The organism is Loigolactobacillus bifermentans DSM 20003 (assembly GCF_001434575.1).
GTDB classification, from domain to species: domain Bacteria; phylum Bacillota; class Bacilli; order Lactobacillales; family Lactobacillaceae; genus Loigolactobacillus; species Loigolactobacillus bifermentans.
This window is the reverse complement of the sequence record NZ_AZDA01000090.1, coordinates 85,751-105,299: the sequence shown is the minus strand read 5'-3', so window position 1 is coordinate 105,299 and position 19,549 is coordinate 85,751. Positions and strand designations below refer to the sequence as shown.

The following is a 19,549-nucleotide window of genomic DNA, read 5'->3' as shown; positions in this document are numbered from 1 at the left end:
GTTAAATCAGCTTCATATTTTTGTGCTTGTGTTTTAATTGCTTCGTAATCCATTATAATACCTCCATAATTGATCAGGAGAAACCTGCTCGGCCAAAAGCAAGCGTCGCTTGAGTGGATAATAAGTAGGTGCCAGACCCAGGTCATGTTCAGGACTTAACTTATTTCATCTCCGAGTATAGCACGTTCCTGAAAAAAATAAAGCAAAACTAAAAAAAATTTAGAAGGGCGGCGAAAACAGCTTAAAAATTTTTTGGTAAATTCATGAAAGCCCTTAACACCGCGGTTTAACAAAAAAGCGCACAAAAAAAGTATGAACAATATTGTTTTTTTGTTCATACTTCTCAAAAATTTTTAGTGATGACTTTCAGGGGAAGTGGTTTGATGATGTAACTTCGCTTTGGCCACCGCTGCTTCTTCGTGCAACTGTTCCCGATCATTTTCTAATTTCTGATGCAATTCGCCAGGGGTGCCAGGTTCCCGGTTTAGTTTGTCGTAAACATCGGTGTAAGCCATTTTGTTGCTTTGATCGGCCAACCGATTGCCCATAAAGGTGATCACAGACCCGATGATAATGACCACGATCCCAGCCACCGTGTTGATCACGATTTGATCATGCAAGATGAACAACGCCATGATTGGCGCCAGCGCTGGCTTAATGAAGAACACCAGCGAGGCCGTGGACACGTCGGACGTTTCCATGGCCAGGAAGTAAAAGCCGAACCCGCCAGCCGTTACGCCTAAGCAAATGTACGCTAACAATACAATGCTGTGTAAGGAAACGCCTTGCAAAAATGGAATGCTGGCAAAGGTGGCTAAATGGGCGTTGGTCAAGGCGGTTGAAATACTGCCAATGTGCGAGATGCCCATTAAGATCGCCAATTCAGCGGCACCGGCTAAGAAAGACAAGCTGGTCATGGTCAAACCGTTAAAATTGCGTTTGCCTGAGCCCCACCGGGAAATAATCGAATACAGCCCGAAGGTAATGGCGGAGGTAATGGACAAGGTCAAGCCCAGCGGATTGTTTAAATGCGCCGGGTTCACAATAATCAGCAGGCCCACAATGGAAATGATCACGGCTAACAAATTGGTTCGGCTGAGCTTTTCTCGTAAAATTAAATAGGAGAAGATCAGTGCAAACACTGGGTTACAGCTGAATAAAACGGCCACGGTGGAAGCCTGATCCACTTCAACGGCCAGCTGGAACAGCGTCATGCTCACCACAATGCCGCAAAAGCCGGTTAAGGCAAAAATCCCAATGTCGCTCAGCCGAATCTGATTGTGGGTTTGACGCAATGCCTTGATTGCAAACGGCAGTAGGAACACCCCGCCGACTAAAAAGCGTAAAAAGTTTAACTGGATCCCATTAAAACTACTACCTGCCAGCTTCAATGAAATTTCCATCGAACTGAATAGGAAGGTTGAGATCAGAACATATAAGTAAGTACGTTTCAAAATTTTCCAAACCCCTTTTTTGTTTGTACGGTATCTTTGTCAATATTTTATAATAAAAACATTGTCAAAAACGCAGAACTGAAATATAATTTTATTTATGCGAAATGGTTTAATTTAAATTATATTTCACTTTTTAAAAATGTCAATACAAGGTTTCATGAAAAGGTTTGAGGAAGGCACACTATGCAGTCGATTGAAAAACAAATTTTACATTTAGTAGACGTTGGGGGCCAGGTGTCTGCGCGGACGTTGGTGCAGATCTACACCCAGCGGCATTACAGCGAAATGACCATTCGCAACAATTTATCAGCGTTAAAAAATGACGGGCAGATCACCAACATTCGGCGGGGGTGGTATGCGATCACCGCTGCCGGCCGGCAACATTTAGCCGACATTAACCAAAAATACTTGCACTACCACGCAGTGTTTGCTGGGGATTGGTGGGTGGTGCTTTTGCGGATCCCAGAAACTCAACGCAAGGCCAAAGTGGCGTTGAAAACGGCGCTGTCCGACTACGGTTTTGCGGCGTATCAGTCTAATATTTACGTGTCGCCGTGGCCGTATGGCGATGAGATCTTGGCGGTGGCGCAGGCAGCCGGGGTGGCGGCCAGTGTGAAAGTCACCAGCGCGCGTTTTGAAAAAACGCCGATCACCCCAGCGGAGGCCTATGAATTGTGGCATTTGTCCGATTTAGCCCGAATGTACCGCCGCGAATTAGACTGGTTGCGCCAAAAACAACCGGTGTTGGCCAATTTACTGATTGCACAAGACGACAATGCTTTGTTACAGTTGTATTTAGATGTGGGCAACCACTTGAATCAAATGTTTTTGCAGGACCCGGTGTTACCCAAGCGCTTGCTACCCCGTCAATGGATCGGGGAACAAACCTTACAAGCGTTTATTCAAGCGTACGATCAAATCGCCGCCGGATTCCCAACGGATAGCCTCAATCATAAATTCATGGCGCCGATGTTTAGTGAGCGCCAGCGAATGCTTTAACAACTGAAAAAGCACCTGTGACCAAAAAGGCCAAAGGTGCTAGAAAGCAGGTCACGCATGCAACTTGAGATTACTTCAACGGCTTATTTTAAAAGATTGCAATTCGGTCAGGTGCTGTTTTTTGTCGGCATGTTGGTGTTAACACCATATGCCGCCGATTTTAAGCAGCAACTGGTTTTAATGGAAGAAGATTACCAAAGTTGGGCGCAACAATTTGAACAGGCGCACCCAGGCGAATGGCAGTGCTTCTACCAGATCAAGCCGAACACCGACTTAGCCCAGGCGCAAATGACTTTGACCTTTGTGGCCGAAAATGAGCGCCAACAACTGGATTACCAAGTGTTTTTAGAAAGCGTGGCCTAAGCCAGCGGCGCGGTGATAAAATAGCGCACCAGCTCGGTGGGCTCGGGATAACTATAGGTGATCGCCCGAAAATCCAGGTCCAGGTCAAAGCCTAGCCGCGTTAACAACGCCCGTGATGGCACGTTGTTAATGGCGGTGACGGCATTTAAACGCGTTTCATTTAAGTCATGAAACACAAATTGACTGAGGCTGGTAAGCACTTCAGTCATCACCCCATGGCGTTGCCAGTCCGGTAGAATTTCATACCCGACTTCAACGCTTTTTTCATGGGCTTCAAAATTCCACAGCTGAACCAGGCCCACAAAGGTGTCGTCGGCTTGCGTCATAATGCCCCAAGTTAAAAAGTCGCCTTGGCTGACGCCAGTCATCATTTTAATGATGTAGGCAATGGTTTGTTCCAGCGTGTCATCACGGGTGCGCCCTGAAGCCGCAGCCACCGTGGCACTGTGACGCAAAGCGTGGACCCCTTGCGCCGGAACGGTATTTAAAAACCGCAACTGATAGTGCGGCGTGTTGAGCAGTGAATATTGGTCTAAGGTTGACATGGATCGCGCCTCTTTTTTTGAAAGTAGCTTCATTATAACGCCAAATAGCGCGCGAGAAAACGCGCGACGCCATCGGCTTGATTGGCGTGCCGGGTGGTGTGGCCTGCCAGCGCTTGGATCTGCGGCTTGGCGTTAGCCATGGCAATGCCTAACCCAGCTGCCGTCAGCATTTCAGCGTCGTTGTCATCATCGCCAAATGCGATCACGTCCCGCTGGGTTAAGCCGAATTGCGGCAAAATATGGTCCAACGCACTGGCCTTGTTGGTGGCTTGCTGGATCACTTCCAACGCCGTATTGTCGCCACTCCAAGCCCCCCAAGTTTGAACGGCTACTTCAGGAAACTGTGTTTGAATCGCCTGTTGCAACGCTGGCAAGGTTTTGGCCTGAATGAAAAAAGTCATGGAAATCGGATCCCGCCGCAAGGTTTCTTGCGCCAGTAAAGCCCGGGGATGTCGCATGCTCGGGAAAAAAGGCAAATGCGCTACCGGCCGGTCCGGCAGTAACAACTGTTTGCCTTCCGCCACCACCGCACGAATCGGAAACGCCTGCCGCAGCTGCAACAAAGCCAACGCCGTTTGCCGGTGAATGGTCAACTGCCGCTCCCCAGCCCAATGCTGGTGCGGCCGATGGATCAAGGCGCCGTTAAAATTGATCATCGGCGTGGTTAAGTGCAACTGATCGTAATAACGTTCACTAATGTTGTCCGGCCGCCCAGTGGCAATCACCACATGGTGCCCAGCACGCTGGGCCGCCGCCAACACCCGCTTGGTGCGCTGACTAATTTTTTCCTTGCCATTTAACAAGGTGCCATCAAGGTCCAGCGCAATGAGTTTAGGTTGCATCGAAAAACTCCTTAGAGATAAAGTAGTTGATTTGCCAACGCAAATCGCGGATTGCCGTCGTTGTCCATTCTTGTGGCGGAAAACCGCACCGCAAGAAACATGGCACCAGCTAAGTGCACTAGGGTATCTTTGCTCCGCAAAGGTTTTGTTTTCGCTGGTTGTCCATTCTGGTGGACGAAGACCGTCACACCAGAAACATGGCACTCCTTAGAGATAGAATAGTTGAAATCGTAGTTGATGGTGTTTAAGGCCAGCAACGATTAGGATAAGCTTCAAATCAAATTAATTCCAGCTTAACAGGAAAGCCGCGGGAAGCAAAGTCAGTTGTTGTGAAAATCTGCTGGCGCTGCAAAAACGCCGATCACCAGCCTTGTGCAAGTAATCGGCGTTTTTAGCATGCTTAATAAAGTTCAGCCAGTTCTTCATCAGTAAACGGCAGGGTCTGCATCCGGCGCAAGGTCATAATGTGCTTGCCGTAATACTGATACAGCTTGGCGTAAAGGGCCACAAAGCTGGCTGGATCGTCTAGCGTAAAAAAGAAATAGCGCTGAGTGGCCAAATTTTGGCGGTACAAGGACGCGGAGGTGGTGATCACCACGTCGTCATGCGCGGCTTGTTCCGAGGTATAAGGGTGCACCTTAAAATAGGGCATGCCATCTAAAAACTCGGCGAAATCTTGGTAAATATAATTGCTGGCGTGAATATCCAAGCCAATGCGCAACTGAAACTGCGGGTTGTTGCCAATATACTGCCGGATCAGCAACAGGTAAATGGCCTTGGTCAACGCTGGCGCAACCTTGCGAAACGCGCGAAAAGCCGGTGGTAATTGCGCAAAATAGCAATCGATGGCGCGGTATAATTGATTTTTACCATAAGCTTTAAACACGCCATCCGAATTTTCTTCCTGTAACAGCATAAAAGGGCCTTGCAACACATAATACCCCAGGGCGGCATTTAGCAAATTACCAAACAGCACCCGATCCTGGGCCAAATTGACCCGGTCGTTAAAACAGGCGTGCTGCACAGCTGCTAACAGATCGGTACAAAACCGCCAGATCAAATTATTTTGACGCTGGAAATAGGCCAAATGTTGTTGCAAAAAGGCGCTATCGGCATCACGAAAAAGTGGCGGGTAATTCAGCACAAAAAAGCCAAAGTGCAATTCGCCGATCAGGTCATCAGCGCTTAGCGTGGCAGGTTGCAGTGCCTTTAACACATCCATTTGGTAATTTGGATTGTCATCAAGCAGCACGTTGTAGCGCGGATCATCGGGGACAAAATGGCCTTGATCTTGCCGCAGTAAAAACACGGCGGTGACCATGTCCATGTCCAGCCGTTCCCGAACTTCCGTAAACAAACGGATCTTTTCGTTGGCCAACGCTTGCACAGCCTGTACCCGCTGTTGCAAGGCTTCGGGGAAGATCTGAATGGACTGGTGCCGGGCAGCTAAATGGAAAATATAGTACAATACCAGCCGAATGTAGCGCTCGTCGCCGGTTAACGACAAGGTTTTATAGTGGAGGCGCACGTTAAACCGCTTTAAAAATTGCGTGAGCGGTTTCAGTTTACGAAAAATCGTCGACTGGCTGATGTTTAATGTTTGACTAAAATTTTCTAATGTTGGTGCTGGGTTAGTTAATAAATAATACAAAATTTTATACGGTAAATTGCGACTAATCAGTTGAAACCGATACCAGTCCAGCGACACTTTCAACTGGCGGGTATCGATACCACCATGGGGTGTTAAGATCCGTTGCTGCTCAGTTGAAAATTGTTGCACTTGCCGGTTGATGGCCTGTACCATATTGTAAGTCTTTTGATAAGACAGCCCTGCCCGTCGTGCCAGCTCATTAACGGTATAAGTATCGGGTTCTGTGCTGTCTAATAATTTATAAAAACGGTAGAACGTATCATCTGTTTTGGTCAATAAAATTTCTTCATAGTTCAAAGCAAGTCCCCATTTCTACACTTAGACAAGAAAAGGTGTCACTTTATTTTATTCCTAATAACAGAGACTGTATATGCTTATTTTGATTAAAAACTGAATTTTATGACTTAAATCAGTGCTTAACCGTTTGATTCAGTAGCTTCAGCCAATAAATTTTTGAGTAAAGTGACTTGATGCTGCAATTGCGCGCCAATATCCGTTTGCGCCACGCGTTTGCGCTGCACCACTTGATCGATCACCCGTTTGGTGGAAATAATGTCGGTCATATTGGCAATGGCGTCGTCGCGTGATGTAAATGGTTGGTGTGTCACCAGTTGCATGCCGTAGGAATTAAACAGCAGGGTATACCCGCCGATACCAGTGGTGGCATGGTAAGGCTTGGAGAAGCCGCCGTCAATCACCAACATTTTGGTTTCGGCCATGATCGGGCTTTGGCCTTTCTTAACCGGGGTATGGCCATTGATCACGTGCCCGTTATCGGGGTCCAAGCCAAATTCAGTGAGTAATTTTTCAACAAACCAGCGCTGTTGGCGCAAGTGATAATAGGCGTTGGGCTTTTCAAAATGGGTATCTTTGTCCGTGACAAAATAACGTTCAAAAGTCGTCATTTCGTGCTTCCCAAATAGCGGGGACCGCGGGCCAGTCCACAAGTACCACAACAGATCAGTGGCCAAGTCGGTTTTGGCTTTCGGTTCCGCAAAACTTTGGCGCAAATTGTCTTCAAACGCGCTGAGCAATTCCTTGCCGACGTAGGTTTTGCCGTCGATTTGTAAGCCTTCAAAGTTGCCTTTGGCGTCCACTGGCATACAGCCGTGGAACAACAAATTACCGTTGTACGCCAAATACATGTGGCCTTTTTCCATGAGAAACGCCATGTGTTGGTGCAACTTGTCGCTGTTTTGAAAGGCTTCACTGAGTTGGTCGATGAGCAGGCGTTCTTCTGGTAACAGTTCATAAGGCTTGGCCGGGTCAATGGTTTGGAAACAAGGATTGGTGAGCTTATAGGTTTTGCCCGCTAAGTCAATGGTGTTTTTCTTGTAATCAATTTTGTCCAGCAAGGCGCGGTGGGCCATGTTAAATTCAGGGCGGCGGGCAATCGCTTGCCCTTCCAGCTTAAACTGAATGATACTAATGGCCTGCTGGATCTGGGTGATCTGCAACTGTTCCGGCGCCGTTAACGGCTTTTCCGAGCGCATCATATGGGGCCGAAACGCCGGATTATCTTGATAGTGTGCCGCCGCAAACAAAGCCAAATGGCGCAAATTAATGCCGTAAGCGTCTTCAATAATGCTTAAATTATTGTAACGGGCGCAGATCCGCAGTAAATTCGCCAAGCACAACTGGGAACCAGAAACGGCCCCCAGCCATAAAATGTCGTGGTTGCCCCACTGAATGTCCAACGAGTGGTAGCGCATTAAGCGTTCCACAATTTTTTCAGGGTGTGGACCCCGATCATAAATGTCCCCGACCATATGTAAATGGTCCACCACCAGCCGTTGAATACTGTGGCAGGTGGAAATAATAAACGCATCGGCTTGACCAAGACTAATAATGTTTTCGGTGATCTGTTGATAATACTGGAGCTTATCCGAATTATTGTTATCGGCGTAAAGCAGTTCCTCAGTGATGTAAGCAAACTTCGGTGACAACGCCTTACGCAGCTTGGAACGGGTGTACTTGGTGGACACAAAATGCAGTAATTCGATCAAACGTTGGAACGTATCCAAGTACCATTGGCATAAATCGTTGTGATGTTGATAACGTTGCCGAATGACCTTCAGGCGTTCAGATGGATAGTAGATCAAGAAGGCAAAATGACTGATGGATTGTTCGGTCATGCGACCGGCAAATAAGTCCTGGATCTTGAGCTTAACATTCCCTGAACCGTTGCGAAGCACGTGCTGAAAAGCATCGTATTCACCATGCACATCGCTTAAGAAGGCTTCCGTACTTTTAGGTAAGCTTAAAATAGCTTGTAAATTAATGATCTCGGTTGCCAGAGCCGTTTTCGTTGGAAATTTTTTCCGAAGCAGCGTGGCCTCATTTTCACACATAGAGATGAAACCTCCTCAGGTTTTTAGATACTATTTTGACGTTTATTTGGCGTCAAGATAACTTGATTATAGCGCTTTCTTAAACAAATACCAATTCCAAATTAAAAACCACTAAGGCCGTTACACGATTGAAAATTAACCTAGACCAATTAAAAAGAATGAAAAAATAGTTGACAATCTGAGCCGAACTATTTAAGCTAAGCCATAACAAATTAATCGTCCAACAAACCAATGAGCTGGAGATCAAGATCGTGGTGCACGCCCAGAGAGCTGCCGGTGCTGAGAATGGCAGTCGAACGCAAACGATTAAATGGACCAGCGAGGGTTCCCTCGAAAAGCGATGAGTACGGGGAAACGTACAGACATACGTCAGTTGTCAGGGGGATGTTCGTCCTCTGTTAAGTTGGAGTACGGGCTTTTTTGGCGTACTCAATTAAGGTGGCACCGCGGAAAATTCCGTCCTTAACAAGCATCATTTGTTACGGGCGGTTTTTTTGTACTCAAAAATAAAGGGGTTATGCGTTATGCCAACCAAAATCCAACTCGCCGAACTGGCCGCCCACTATCCAGCGGTGCCTGTGATCCGCCAATTTACCTTAACCGACTTTCAGCCACTACACGTGATCGAAGTGTTGCGCCAAGCCGGGGAACCTTGCTACTTGCTCACGGGGAAACCGAAAACCACCGAAGACGGTTACACCTTTGTAGGCCTGCACCCCAAAGAAGCCTTAACCTACCGCAACGGGGTGCTGACCAGCGAAACGGCGGCCGGCACCACCCAAACTGAAACCGCCATTCAACCCGCGTTGGAGCAACGTTTAGCGGCTTTGCGCACGCCTAAGTTGCCTGGCCTGCCACCTTTTACCGGCGGGTTAGTGGGCTACTTTGCCTACGATTACGCCCAATATCCCAACCGCACCCTAAAGCCCCATAGCGCCGACCCGCTGGGCTTAAACGACGTGGACCTCTTGTTGGTGGACCAAGTGTTGGCCTACAACCATGCCACCCAAGTTGTCACATTAAGCCAAATTGTGCCTAGCGCGGACTTTGAACAACGCTACGACGCCGTAGTGGCGGCTTTGGCCCAACAGGAAGCCCAATTACGCCGGCTTTTGGACCAACCTGCGCCACGTTATCCCTTTGCCATCACCACGCCGTTACAATTGCAATTTGATTTGCCCACCTTTGCCAAACAAGTCGAGGCCGCCAAACAGCACATTGTGGCCGGCGATATTTTTCAGCTGATTTTCTCCAATCCGCAGCACGCCACGCTGACCGGATCCTTGTTAGCCGCGGCACCCCAGCTGTTTAAAAGCAGTCCGTCGCCGTATCAATTTTATTTCCAGCATGGCGACTTTGAAGCCATTGGCGCCTCACCTGAAACGCTGGTCAACCGCCAAGGCACTCAGCTGTTCACCTATCCCTTAGCCGGAACCCGGCGCCGTGGCAAAGATGCTGCCGAAGAAGCCAAATTTGCCAACGAACTGCAAACCAGCCCCAAAGAGCAATCCGAACACAACATGCTGGTGGATCTGGGCCGCAACGATCTCGGGCGCGTCAGCCAATTTGGCAGTGTGCAAGTCACGCAATTGCGCCAATTGCTGAAATTTTCCAACGTGATGCATTTAGGCTCCACCATCGAAAGCCAGGTGGCCGCTGACGTATCGGCCATTGACATTGTCAACGCCTTAATGCCAGCGGGCACGCTGTCTGGTGCGCCGAAAGTCCGCGCCATGCAACTGATCGACGAACTGGAAAATAACAAACGCGGCTTGTACGGCGGTTGCCTCGGTTATTTAGACTACAACGCGGATCTGGACATGTGCATCGGCATTCGCCTGGCTTACCGCCAAGGCGATACGCTGGTGGTGCACTCTGGCGCCGGCATTGTGGCCGATAGCCTGCCTGAACAGGAATACCAAGAATTTAACAATAAAGCCCGCAGTGTGGTTAACGCATTGCTCACAACGGATAAGGAGCTGAACGCTAATGTTGTTGCTGATTGATAATTACGATAGTTTTACGTATAACTTATACCAACTGATCGGCCAACTCACCGACCAACCCATTCGCGTGGTGAAAAATGACGACCTAACGGTGGCCCAAGTTCGGGCCTTGCACCCGGCTGGTATCGTGTTGTCCCCAGGACCAGGTCGGCCTGAAGACGCCGGCATTACCGAAGCCGTGGTCGCCGAATTAGCCGGTGAACAGCCGATTTTCGGCGTGTGCCTTGGGCACCAAGCCATTTGCCACGTTTACGGCGGCAACATTGTGGCCGCGCCAGTGCTGATGCACGGCAAAACCTCGCCGATTCAGCAAACCCAGGCTAACGTGCTCCTGGCCAACTGTCCGGACCGATTCACCGTTGCCCGCTACCACTCGTTAGTAGCGGCTGACCCGGTGGGACAAAACTTGACCATTACCGCCACAACCGCCGACGACGAGATCATGGCCGTCGCCGACGACGCTCACCAAGTCTACGGCGTCCAATTCCACCCCGAATCCATCATGACCGACCCAGCAGCCGGCCGCCAAATCATTGAGAATTTTTTGGCGTTAACGGCAGCGAAGGTGGGGTAGCGTAAAGATTCATTCCGCTGCGGGCAGCGGGGGCCGTGGAACGCGGTGGGCACGACTTTGAACCCGGGAAATCACCGGTTTCAAAGCTCGGCCTTGTCGTAAGCGATAAATCGCCAACGACAATTTCACCACTGACGGCCCCGCCACCCTCCGCTGCATTAGGCTGGTGCTTCGATTTGTTATTAAGGCGCAGCGCATTGATTATGTTTTGGAGGTGCTGGTCGTTTATTGATGGCGTTTTGAGCGTAATTTACAAGTGGTTGAGCGTGAATTGCGTTGATGTGCGGTGTAATTATGTTGCGAAAGTAGTGCATTTGCAGGACGTTGTTTTGACGTAACTGGGTGAAAAATTATTAAGTATGATATGGGCAATTGTCTGTAAAGCAAATTTTATTTTGTTTTATACCGCCAGTAGTCACAATTTTTTGTTGGCTAATTCAGCAACTTGTGATTCAACTTTCGGTCGCTTTATGATAAGCAAATACCAGTCAGAATGGAGCAGAACACGGCGTGGTCGTCAGCCGTGACGGTGATACTTAGCGATTTATCGCTTAGTAGTCACGCGAGACGGAGGAAATCCACTTTTGGTGATTTTCCAAAAGTTAGTTCCGGAGCGAGCCACAGCGTTCCACGACCTAAGCCGTGTGGCGCGGAATGGATTCGACGTGCTAACCTTGCGTTCCACGGCCCCCGCCACCCGGAGCGGAATGGGTGCTCATACACCAGTACCAAGCACTCAAAAAATAAATTATGAAAAACTGTTGACAAAACAATGAGAAAATATTATTGTTAGTGACAACAAAATATTCGTCCAACAAACCAATGAGATGGAGATCAAGATCGTGGTGCACGCCCAGAGAATTGCCGGTGCTGAGAATGGCAGTCGAACGCAAACGATTAAATGGACCATCGAGGGTTCCCCCGAAAAGCAATGAGTACGGGGAAACGTACAGACATACGTCAGTTGTCAGGGGGATGTTAGTCCTCTGTTGAGTTGGAGTACAAGGCCTTTTTCGTTAGGCAAAATAGGTCGCATTGTACTCAATTAAGGTGGCACCGCGGAATAATCCGTCCTTAACAATCATCATTTGTTATGGACGGATTTTTTGTTGCTTAAAAAACAACCAAACGGGGGAATCCATTATGATCGAAAATGCCATTCAAAAAGTAGCCATGAAAGAAGATTTAACCTTTGACGAAGCCAAAACCGTTATTGATGAAATTATGAGCGGCAATGCCAACGATATTCAAATCGCCGGCTTACTCACGGCGCTGAGTGTGAAAAATGAAACCATCGACGAAATTGCCGGGGCGGCCCAAGCCATGCGCGACCACGCGTTAACTTTCCAACCTGCCGAAGATGTCTTAGAAATTGTGGGTACCGGTGGTGATCATTCTAATTCGTTTAACATTTCCACCACCTCCTCACTGGTGGTGGCAGCGGCAGGCACGCCAGTGGCGAAGCACGGTAACCGTGCGGCGACTAGCAAAAGCGGCGCGGCAGATGTGTTAGAAGCGTTAGGGGTGAAAATTGATGTAACGCCAGAAACCAGCGCTGACGTGTTGCACCAAATCGGCATTTGCTTCTTATACGCCCAGGAATATCACCAAGCCATGCGCTTTGTGGCACCGGTGCGCAAAACCTTAGGCATTCGGACGTTGTTTAATATTTTAGGCCCGTTAGCCAACCCAGCCGGCGCCAACATGCAGCTGTTAGGCGTTTACGACAAAGCTTTGTTGGAACCACTGGCCAAGGTGTTGCAACAGTTAGGCGTGAACAAGGCCATGGTGGTGCACGGCGCGGATGGCTTAGATGAGGTGTCCTTAACTGGCACCACCGACGTGTGTGAATTGCAAAACGGCCAGCTCACCACTTATCAGATCACGCCGGAGCAATTCGGCCTGGAACGTTGCCAGCCGGCTGATTTAGTCGGCGGCACCCCAGCCGATAATGCCAAGATCACCGCCGCCATTTTAAATGGTGCCAAAGGCCCACAACGGGACGTGGTGTTAATGAATGCTGGTTGCGCGTTACACGTGGCACATCCCGACTTGACCATTGCTCAGGCCATCCAATTAGCCGCGGATACCATTGATACGGGTAAGGCCAAAGCGGAGCTAGCTGACTTTATCGCTTTAACGCAAAAGGGGGCTGCCGCTTGATTCTTGACCAACTTGTGGCCGCCACGGCAAAACGTTTGGTGGCTGAAAAAGCGGCGCTGCCACTGGCCACGTTAAAGCAGCAAGTGGCGGCATTACCAGTGACCCAGGATTTTCCCTTTGAGGCCAATTTACGTCAACCCGGTCTGCACGTCATCGCGGAAGTGAAAAAAGCATCCCCGTCCAAAGGCCTGATTGCGCCGGACTTTCCTTACTTGCAAATTGCCAAAGACTACGCCGTAGCCGGGGTCAGCGGGATCTCCGTATTAACCGAACCCGATTATTTCCAAGGCCAGTTAGCGTATTTAAGCACCATTGCGGCCAACGTGAACGTACCGGTGTTGCGCAAGGATTTCACCATTGATCCTTACATGATCTATCAAGCCAAAGCCGCCGGCGCCAGCGTGATCTTACTGATCGTGGCGATTTTAACCCCGCACCAATTACGCGACTACCTGAATTTGGCCCACAGCTTAGGCTTATCCGCCATTGTGGAAGCCCATGATGCCGCCGAAGTAGCGGCGGCGCAAGCCGCTGGCGCCCGGATCATTGGGGTGAACAACCGCAACTTGAAAGATTTTACGGTTGATTTTCATAACAGTTTAACGTTGCGCCAACAGATTCCAGCGGAAACGCTGATGATCGCCGAAAGTGGCATTCAAACCCCAGCCGACATTGCCCAACTGGCCGCCGCTAAGATCAACGGGGTGTTAATTGGCGAAACGCTGATGCGGGCCCCGGATAAAGCGGCCAAGCTAGCCGAATTGTTCAGCGAGGTGCCTGCTCATGACGCAAATTAAATTGTGTGGGCTGTTTCGGCCCGTAGATGTGGTTGCGGCCAATGCGGCAGCCCCTGAATTTGCCGGCTTCGTGTTTGCCAACAGCCACCGGCAAATTAGCCTGGCCCAGGCCCAAAATTTTCGCAAAAAACTAAACCCTACTATTATAACCGTCGGCGTGTTTGTAGACGCGCCGCTAACCGAAATGCTGGCGGCTGTAAACAGCGGCGCCATCAGCTACGTGCAATTACACGGCCATGAAACGGAAACGATGGTCGACCAGTTGCAACAAGCCGGCGCCAAGGTGATCCAAGTGTTTAACCTGACCCAAACCACCTATCAGCCCACCCAAGCTGACGCCGTGATGTTTGACGCCGGCAAAGGGACTGGGGAAACGTTTGATTGGACACAAGTGCCGCAAAACGTGCCCCAACCTGTTTTTCTAGCAGGGGGCATTACCGTGGCCAACGTGACCGCCGCCATCCAAACGGTACATCCCACCGTGATCGATGTGTCCAGTGGCATTGAAACCGGCGGCTTAAAAGACCCACAGAAAATGCGCCAGCTCACCCAGCTGGTCCATGACTTTAATGAATGAGAGGAACTGACACATGACAGAAGATAACCAAACCGGCCGCTACGGCACTTATGGTGGCCAATTTATTCCAGAAACCCTAATGAGTGAAATTGAACGGATCACCGCGGCTTACAACCACTACAAAGCGGATCCCGAATTTTTAAAGGAATTTCACGATTTATTGAACAATTACGCTAACCGGCCATCCTTGCTTTATTTTGCCGAACAAATGACCGCTGACCTCGGTGGGGCGCAAATTTATTTCAAACGGGAAGACTTAAATCACACCGGTGCCCACAAAATTAATAACGTGATCGGCCAAGCCTTGCTGGCCAAGCGCATGGGCAAAACCCGCCTGATTGCCGAAACGGGCGCCGGCCAACACGGGGTGGCCACCGCCACCATTGCCGCTTTATTTAACATGGACTGCGAAGTCTTTATGGGCAAAGAAGACACCGACCGCCAACGCCTAAACGTGTACCGCATGGAACTGCTCGGCGCCAAAGTGCATGCTGTGACCACCGGCACCCAAGTGTTGAAAGATGCCGTCACCGCCACCATGCAAGAATGGACTCGCCGGGTAGACGACACCTTCTACGTCATGGGTTCCGCAGTTGGCCCTTATCCTTTCCCACAAATGGTCCACGACTTCCAAAGTGTGATCAGTAAAGAAGCTAAACAACAGTTACTGCAGGAAACGGGTAAATTACCAGACGCTGTCGTGGCTTGTGTCGGCGGTGGCAGTAACGCCATTGGCAGTTTCGCCGACTTTATTGACGACCCTAGCGTGAAATTGTACGGGGTGGAGGCCGCTGGTGACGGTGTCGACACCGACCGCACCGCCGCCACCATTGAACGGGGTTCTGACGGCATTTTCCACGGTATGAAATCGATTTTCTTACAAGACAAACACGGTCAAATTGACAAAGTGTACTCCATTTCAGCCGGTTTGGATTACCCGGGGATTGGCCCCGAACACGCCGCTTTAGCCAAAAGTGGTCGCGCCGAATACGTGGGCATTACCGACGCCGAATCTGTGGACGCTTTTGAATACATTGCCAAGACGGAAGGTATTATCGCCGCTGTTGAAAGCTGTCATGCCGTGGCTTACGTGGAAAAATTAGCGCCAACTATGCGCAAAGACCAGATTATTATTTGCACCATTTCTGGGCGCGGGGACAAAGACGTGGCATCAATTGCCAAATATCGTGGGGTGGACATCAATGAGTAATTTAAAACAAGTTTTTACAGATGAAAAAGCATTTATCGCCTTTGTGGTAGCCGGCGATCCCAATTTTGACGCCACCGTTGACCACATTGTGGCCTTAGCCGAAGGTGGCGCCGACATTGTGGAAATTGGCTTGCCATTTTCCGACCCAGTGGCCGACGGTCCCGTGATCCAAGAAGCTGATTTACGGGCTTTTGCCGCCGGGGCCAACACCGACAAAGTCTTTGACCTGGTCGCTGCAGTTCGCCAACGCACCCAAGTTCCGTTGGTGTTCTTAACCTACTTAAACTTGATCTTCAAATACGGTTACGACGCTTTTTGCGCCAAATGTGCTGAACTTGGCGTTTCCGGTTTGGTGATTCCCGACATGCCCTATGAAGAACGCGCTGGCTTAGCCCCTTATGCCGACCAACACGGGGTGGACCTCGTGCCGCTGATCACGCCCACCTCAGGGGACCGCATTGCTAAAATCGCCAAAGCGGCCACTGGCTTCATTTACGTGGTGTCTTCCTTAGGCATTACCGGCACCCGGGATGAGATTCAAACCGATCTGGGGAGCTTAGTGAGCCAAATCAAAGCCGTCACCGACATCCCAACCGCCATTGGCTTCGGGGTCCACACCCCAGACCAAGCCGCCGCGCTGGGCCAAGTGGCAGACGGCGTCATCGTCGGCAGCGCCATTGTGAAACTCATCGCCGAACACGGTGACCAAGCCGCCCCTTATTTAAAGCAGTATGCCCATGAGATGAAGGCTGCTTTGCCAGCCAAATAAATCAAAAAGCCGCAACGTCAACTGACGTAGGCGGTTTTTTTGGTGGCTGCAAGCAATTACACCAGGTCCGTCAGCACCTGTCGCAAGCGTTGCCCAATGGGCTGGGCGGTGGCTAACCGGGCGTAGCTTAGCCGTAAAGTGTTGGCTTGGCTGCCAAACAAAAAGCCGGGCAGCACCTGTAAATCGGCTTTTAAAAAGGCAGCGTAGTCTTGTGGCGCCAGCAACCGTGGTAACTGCAAGTGCAACCAAATCAATGTACCATGCCGGGGTATTTGATAATGGAGCAGACCTTGTTGTTGCAGCGGGCGTAACTGTTGCACCAGTAGCTGTTGGCGTTGTTGCAGGCGCTGGTCCAGCTGTTGCAACGCCGTTGGCAAGGTAGGCTGCGTCAATAAAGACGTGGCTACCAATTGGGGAAAAATGCTCAGCCCGGCTTCCATTTGTTGGCGCATATTGGCTAAATGCGTCACCACTTGGGTTGGCGCCACCAACCAGCCGATCCGCGTTTGGGAGCCGGTGACCATGGACAGGGAGCCGACGTACAGCACGTTAGCGGGATCCAGCGCTTTTAACGGTGGCGGCGTGGTGGACTGACCAGCGTTACTGAGACCAAAGGGATCGTCTTCCACAATGGGCAGTTCTAATTGGCGGCAAGCGGCTACCAAGGCCTTGCGCTGAGCCAGCGGCATGGTGCGGCCAGTGGGATTTTGGTGGGTAGGGTCGACCAGTAATAGGCGAATGTGCTGCTGGTAATACAACTGTTCCAAACGCGCCAGATCCAAGCCGCCATTGGCCAGCAACGGTACGCCAAAAATGCGGATCCCCGCTGCCTGAAATAAGGGCTGTTGGTAAAAATAAGACGGGGCTTCCACGGCAATGGCATCCCCAAACGACAGCAGGCCTTGGGTGATCAGGAAAAAGGCTTGTTGCGCCCCAGCCGTGATCAGCCATTCTTCGCGCCGCGGCGTTTGCCCTAAATAACCGGCCAACCGCTGTTGCAGCTGCTGTTTCAATGCTGGCGCACCACTGGTTGCCACTTGCTGTTCGCCTTGCCAAGCCTCATTCAGGGAAAAATTCGGGTTATCTAACGTCAAGGCCAAGTCGCTGGGCAAACTGCCATCCGTCAGGTCAATGGTTCTGGCGTTGCGGGGCTGCTGTTGCAACTGCACCATAAAATTATCGGGGTCGCTAAGCCGATTGGTGGTGAGGTAAGTTTGCCAACGCACCCCTTGCGGCAGCACGCCCCATTTGTCGGCGTTGACCCACGTACCACTGCCCACATGGCGCACTAAAATGCCGCGACTGACCAGCTCATTAAACGCGTGTTGTACGGTGGAACGGTCCACGCCTAGTTGCTGGGCCAAGTGCCGTTCGGCGGGTAATTTTTGACCAGGCAGTAAGGTGCCGGTTTGCAAACTGTGATGGATCAGATCAATGATTTTTAAGTAAGGCGGCTGTTGGCCGGCCGGTAATTGCCACTGCATGTGCTCAATCCTTTCTGAAAATTGGTTGGGATAAAAACAACCAATTGGTCGTTGGCACCTATTTTAGCATAGGCTAAGCTAGCCCTAACCTTTAATTTGTGCGCGCAAGTTAAACGACCTACCAAATAAAGTAATTGAGGCGATTTGATCATGACAACAGAAACAGCAACTTTAAAAGTTAAGCGCGGCATGGCGCAAATGCAAAAACAAGGGGTGATCATGGACGTGGCCAACGTGGAACAGGCGAAAATCGCCGAAGCCGCAGGGGCCGTAGCCGTGATGGCGTTGGAACGGGTGCCATCTGACATTCGCACTGCTGGCGGCGTAGCCCGGATGACGGATCCAGCCATGATCCAAAGCATTATGGACACCGTGACCATTCCCGTGATGGCCAAGGTCCGCATCGGTCATTTTGCCGAAGCGCGGATTTTAGAAGCCCTCGGCGTAGATTACATTGATGAAAGTGAAGTGCTCACGCCAGCCGACGATAATTACCACATTCAAAAAGCCGACTACAAAGTCCCCTTTGTGTGCGGCTGCCGCGACCTAGGTGAAGCCTTACGCCGGATTGGCGAAGGGGCCGCCATGCTGCGGACTAAAGGCGAACCTGGCACCGGCAATATTGTGGAAGCCGTACGGCATATGGAAAAGGTTCAAACCCAGATCAAACAAGTGGTTGCGGCGGATCCGGAGCAATTAATGACCATTGCCCGGGACTTAAAGGCGCCGTACGAGCTGGTTCAAGAAGTGCATGCCGCTGGCAAATTGCCGGTGGTCAACTTCGCCGCTGGTGGCGTGTCCACCCCAGCCGATGCCGCTTTAATGATGAATTTAGGCGCCGAAGGTATTTTTGTGGGTTCAGGGATTTTTAAATCAGACAATCCTGAAAAATTTGCCAAAGCCATTGTAACGGCCACTGCGCATCCCACAGATTACGCCTTGATCGCCAAAGTCTCATCCGGGTTAGGCAACGCCATGAAAGGCATTGAACTGTCAACCTTAACCGAAGCCGAAAAAATGGCGAACCGAGGCATTTAAGATGACACAAATTGGGATTTTAGCCTTACAAGGCGCCTTTACCGAGCACGCCCGGGCCTTACAAGCCTTAGGCGTCACTACCACCTTTGTGCGCACCGCCGCAGACTTAACGGACCTAGATGGCCTTGTTTTGCCAGGCGGCGAAAGCACCACCATGCGCAAACTATTAACCCGCGAAAATTTGCTGGCCCCGCTGCGGCAGTTGATCCACCAAGGCCTGCCGACCTTTGGTACCTGCGCTGGCTTGGTGTTGCTGAGCCAGCCCGACGCGTTAAACGGCTTAACCGGCGACGTGGTTCGCAACGGCTTTGGCCGCCAACGGGAAAGTTTTGAAACTGAGCTAACACTGCAAGGCTTGGCGCAACCTTTTCCAGCGGTGTTTATCCGCGCACCGTACTTAAAAACGGTTGGCCCCGACGCTACTGTTTTGGCTCAAATCGACCACCGTATTGTGGCCGCCCAACAAGCCAACGTGCTGGTCACCGCTTTTCACCCAGAACTAACGGCTGACACTCAGCTACACGCCTATTTTCTCAAACATTTCGTCACGAAAAGCTGACCTGCGGGTTGGCTTTTTTTGCACCGGCTTGACAGCAATTGCAAGGTGAATCTTTGTCAACCCGCCCGCCGATAGTTTTTTTCTATCAGGCGCCAACCGGCTTGGACACTGGCTTTGGCTGGCAGTGGCAAAAAGGGCGCGTCAAACAGGACAAAGTGTGGTTTAAT

General features: G+C 50.4%; 17 protein-coding genes and 2 other annotated features. Of the genes, 11 read left to right on the top strand and 6 right to left on the bottom strand.

Features of this window, described 5'->3' with window-relative positions; genetic code table 11:
* Window positions 1-353: 353 nt before the first annotated feature.
* Window positions 354-1,454: a DMT family transporter gene (locus FC07_RS09875; RefSeq protein ID WP_057904941.1), complete on the bottom strand. Its 1,101-nt coding sequence runs from the start codon at window positions 1,452-1,454 to the stop codon at window positions 354-356.
* A gap of 183 nt (window positions 1,455-1,637) precedes the next feature.
* On the opposite strand from FC07_RS09875, the gene FC07_RS09870 reads away from it, so the two are divergent.
* Window positions 1,638-2,453, top strand: a complete 816-nt coding sequence (locus FC07_RS09870) for a PaaX family transcriptional regulator C-terminal domain-containing protein (RefSeq protein WP_057904940.1) — start codon at window positions 1,638-1,640, stop codon at window positions 2,451-2,453.
* 57 nt (window positions 2,454-2,510) lie between these two features.
* The gene (locus FC07_RS09865; RefSeq protein WP_057904939.1) at window positions 2,511-2,816 is read left to right on the top strand and encodes a hypothetical protein; all 306 of its coding nucleotides are present in this window, start codon (window positions 2,511-2,513) and stop codon (window positions 2,814-2,816) included.
* Here FC07_RS09865 and FC07_RS09860 read toward each other — a convergent pair.
* From FC07_RS09860 to FC07_RS09845, 4 genes are all read right to left on the bottom strand, one after another.
* The gene (locus FC07_RS09860; RefSeq protein ID WP_057904938.1) at window positions 2,813-3,361 is read right to left on the bottom strand and encodes a GNAT family N-acetyltransferase; all 549 of its coding nucleotides are present in this window, start codon (window positions 3,359-3,361) and stop codon (window positions 2,813-2,815) included. The two genes, FC07_RS09865 and FC07_RS09860, sit on opposite strands and share 4 nt — an antisense overlap.
* Window positions 3,362-3,393: 32 nt before the next feature.
* Window positions 3,394-4,203: a Cof-type HAD-IIB family hydrolase gene (locus FC07_RS09855; protein ID WP_057904937.1), complete on the bottom strand. Its 810-nt coding sequence runs from the start codon at window positions 4,201-4,203 to the stop codon at window positions 3,394-3,396.
* A gap of 400 nt (window positions 4,204-4,603) precedes the next feature.
* On the bottom strand, window positions 4,604-6,151 hold the full coding sequence (locus tag FC07_RS09850; RefSeq protein ID WP_057904936.1) for a helix-turn-helix domain-containing protein: 1,548 nt from the start codon (window positions 6,149-6,151) through the stop codon (window positions 4,604-4,606).
* Window positions 6,152-6,270: 119 nt separating this feature from the next.
* Window positions 6,271-8,205 carry a fructose-bisphosphatase class III gene (locus FC07_RS09845; RefSeq protein WP_057904935.1) on the bottom strand — a complete coding sequence of 645 codons (1,935 nt, stop codon included), beginning with the start codon at window positions 8,203-8,205 and terminating at the stop codon, window positions 6,271-6,273.
* A 222-nt stretch (window positions 8,206-8,427) separates the two neighbouring features.
* Window positions 8,428-8,672, top strand: a binding site (T-box leader).
* Between the two features lie 57 nt (window positions 8,673-8,729).
* Here FC07_RS09845 and FC07_RS09840 point away from each other — a divergent pair.
* The 7 genes from FC07_RS09840 (at window position 8,730) to trpA (ending at window position 16,301) form a co-directional block, all read left to right on the top strand.
* Window positions 8,730-10,211: an anthranilate synthase component I family protein gene (locus FC07_RS09840; RefSeq protein WP_057904934.1), complete on the top strand. Its 1,482-nt coding sequence runs from the start codon at window positions 8,730-8,732 to the stop codon at window positions 10,209-10,211.
* A complete protein-coding gene (locus FC07_RS09835; protein WP_057904933.1) occupies window positions 10,195-10,785 on the top strand; it encodes an anthranilate synthase component II in 591 nt (196 codons plus the stop codon). Before FC07_RS09840 ends, FC07_RS09835 begins: the two co-directional genes overlap by 17 nt.
* Before the next feature lie 813 nt (window positions 10,786-11,598).
* Window positions 11,599-11,864 (top strand) — a binding site (T-box leader).
* A gap of 64 nt (window positions 11,865-11,928) precedes the next feature.
* The gene (gene trpD, locus FC07_RS09830) at window positions 11,929-12,948 is read left to right on the top strand and encodes an anthranilate phosphoribosyltransferase (protein WP_057904932.1); all 1,020 of its coding nucleotides are present in this window, start codon (window positions 11,929-11,931) and stop codon (window positions 12,946-12,948) included.
* Window positions 12,945-13,745 (top strand): indole-3-glycerol phosphate synthase TrpC, encoded by an 801-nt coding sequence (gene trpC, locus FC07_RS09825; protein WP_057904931.1) that lies wholly within the window; start codon window positions 12,945-12,947, stop codon window positions 13,743-13,745. The genes trpD and trpC overlap by 4 nt, the downstream gene beginning before the upstream one ends.
* Window positions 13,732-14,322: a phosphoribosylanthranilate isomerase gene (locus FC07_RS09820; RefSeq protein WP_057904930.1), complete on the top strand. Its 591-nt coding sequence runs from the start codon at window positions 13,732-13,734 to the stop codon at window positions 14,320-14,322. Before trpC ends, FC07_RS09820 begins: the two co-directional genes overlap by 14 nt.
* 13 nt (window positions 14,323-14,335) lie before the next feature.
* Window positions 14,336-15,532, top strand: a complete 1,197-nt coding sequence (gene trpB / locus FC07_RS09815) for a tryptophan synthase subunit beta (protein WP_057904929.1) — start codon at window positions 14,336-14,338, stop codon at window positions 15,530-15,532.
* Window positions 15,525-16,301, top strand: a complete 777-nt coding sequence (gene trpA / locus FC07_RS09810; protein WP_057904928.1) for a tryptophan synthase subunit alpha — start codon at window positions 15,525-15,527, stop codon at window positions 16,299-16,301. Before trpB ends, trpA begins: the two co-directional genes overlap by 8 nt.
* A gap of 56 nt (window positions 16,302-16,357) precedes the next feature.
* Here the strand turns inward: trpA and FC07_RS09805 are convergent, their stop codons facing one another.
* Window positions 16,358-17,785: an aminotransferase-like domain-containing protein gene (locus FC07_RS09805; RefSeq protein WP_057904927.1), complete on the bottom strand. Its 1,428-nt coding sequence runs from the start codon at window positions 17,783-17,785 to the stop codon at window positions 16,358-16,360.
* 150 nt (window positions 17,786-17,935) lie between these two features.
* On the opposite strand from FC07_RS09805, the gene pdxS reads away from it, so the two are divergent.
* Window positions 17,936-18,823, top strand: coding sequence for a pyridoxal 5'-phosphate synthase lyase subunit PdxS (gene pdxS / locus FC07_RS09800; RefSeq protein ID WP_057904926.1), 888 nt, complete (start codon window positions 17,936-17,938; stop codon window positions 18,821-18,823).
* 1 nt (window position 18,824) lies between these two features.
* Window positions 18,825-19,382 carry a pyridoxal 5'-phosphate synthase glutaminase subunit PdxT gene (gene pdxT, locus FC07_RS09795; protein ID WP_057904925.1) on the top strand — a complete coding sequence of 186 codons (558 nt, stop codon included), beginning with the start codon at window positions 18,825-18,827 and terminating at the stop codon, window positions 19,380-19,382.
* Window positions 19,383-19,549 lie beyond the last annotated feature (167 nt).